The following is a 1,997-nucleotide window of genomic DNA, read 5'->3' as shown; positions in this document are numbered from 1 at the left end:
TCACTCGGTGCACCAAAAACCTGGGTTGCCCTGGATATATTATCATCAGGATAAACTTTAGCCTGAGAACCGGATTTCGTAAGATAAAGGGTGTTTATTTCTATTGTTTGTGCACTTAGCGGTACACTGACTAACATTAAAACCATTAAATAAAAAAATGTTTTCATAATAGAATGTATTTAATATTGAATGTCCATTGAATATTATAACTCGGATTAATAATTTAATAACAAGGAGAAGTTCCCTCCCCGGTTGTTTTATCAAAGGTTGTGGCTATATACGGGTCCGGGTCTATGGATTCGCCATCTTCATTTCTTGCCTGTATGTGTGTATGAGGAACCACTCCATTAGCTGCAGCATTTCCCGTAGTCCCCGTAGTTCCTATGACGGCTCCTTGTTCTACCTGGGTTCCGACTTTAATCTCTGAATTTACGGAGTTCAAATGGTTGTACTTTAGGTAGACAACCTTGTTATTAACAATACTTTTGATCATTACAAAATTTCCATAACTGTCAGCAGCATATTGCCCGGCAGAAAAACTTGTCCTGATAGATATGACAACTCCATCATACATCGAGTACAATTTGCTATTGGGTTCAGCCACAATATCCATACCATCGTGAAATTTGGTCCCTCCGTTTCTTGTATAACCATATGTGCCGCCCTTATAATTCCCGGCACTGGACGGAGCTATACTCGGATTTCTTATGGGATCGCCTTTACAGGGCGTATCTATCCCATTGCCATCATTGCTTACGCTATTTCCGCCACCAGGAGGCGTTGTGGGAAAATTGTCCGGGAAAAACACGCCATCTGAGACACTATTAGTTTTACGCGGGGTTAGTACAACTCCCTCCAGATTTATTAAACGCCGGGCATAATCCGGACATAGCCACGGACCAAATGCCTTCAATTCGAGCGCTGAAAAATTTTCGCATTGAGCATTGGTTTGGTTGGTATTTAACAAAAATATAAATACCGGGATAATATAGTAAAATTGCTTCTTCATATGTTTAAACATTATTTGTTAGCCAGTTTAGATACCGTTATGCCCTTTTCCCGTCTTTCTCCATAAATCAATTGCCGGTCCTTATTGTAAACCAGAAAATATCCGGTAAAATCAGAATCACTAATCGTATTTCTCATTTTACGGGAATCGGAATAATCGATATTTAACTTGTCGAAATAAGTGGAGTCCGGATGAATCTCTATAAAGTTGATTAAGTATTCCATACTGTCAATTTTGCGCAATAAAAGATCGCGAAATCCATGTGGGTTCATATTAGGCAGATAGGATACATTGACCTCAAACCCGGGAATCGGAACCCGTACAAGATCAGACAGGGAAGGCGTTAGACTAAACAATTTCGCCTCTTCCCAATCAGGAGTATCAGATTGGGTCGAACCCTTTGCCTGTAATCTTTCATTCTTGATCGTATAGCTAGCATACCAATTCTCAGCCTCTTTTAATTTGTCCTCTTTTTGGAACTCCATTAAAGTAATGGAAGAAGTAGAAACCTGTTCTTTCTTGACAAGATCATCATCCTGGCATGAAAAGAAAATAGTACAACAAATAATGCCTGACAGGCATTTTAAAAATAAAACGTTTCTCATAGAAATTAATTTTTAATTAGAATTTAACATTATTAAGATTAAATAAATGTAAATACCGCGTAAATAGAAGAATATTAGTACGCATAATTACTTTTTTCAATAGAATATATAAGAAAAAATATGTTATAATGACATTTACGGTTTATGGATTTTTTTTAGTGCAATAGCCATAAATGTCAGATAATTAAATTCTTCCCAGCTACATGGCTGCGTGATGTTTCTTGCTTCGCAACCCAAATACCCACGACCTATTTATCTCTAAAAAAGTTTAGATCACTTCATATACTTGTAATCTCTATAAAAGAACAGAGTTTATTCCCTATTTTATATATTAGAATTTTTCAAAAATGGGTGACAAAAATTGTCACAAATGTCTATCCAGG

2 protein-coding genes are annotated in these 1,997 nt (G+C 36.9%); both read right to left on the bottom strand.

The features are described 5' to 3' along the window. Window positions 1-223: 223 nt before the first annotated feature. Window positions 224-1,009 (bottom strand): M23 family metallopeptidase, encoded by a 786-nt coding sequence (locus tag ED312_RS20205; RefSeq protein WP_170164574.1) that lies wholly within the window; start codon window positions 1,007-1,009, stop codon window positions 224-226. A gap of 11 nt (window positions 1,010-1,020) precedes the next feature. Then, window positions 1,021-1,614 (bottom strand): hypothetical protein, encoded by a 594-nt coding sequence (locus ED312_RS20200; protein WP_123217839.1) that lies wholly within the window; start codon window positions 1,612-1,614, stop codon window positions 1,021-1,023. Window positions 1,615-1,997 lie beyond the last annotated feature (383 nt).

It is taken from the genome of Sinomicrobium pectinilyticum (genome assembly GCF_003725735.1).
GTDB lineage: Bacteria > Bacteroidota > Bacteroidia > Flavobacteriales > Flavobacteriaceae > Sinomicrobium > Sinomicrobium pectinilyticum.
Note: the sequence above shows the minus strand (reverse complement) of the source record. Positions and strands in the feature narration are given on the sequence as shown.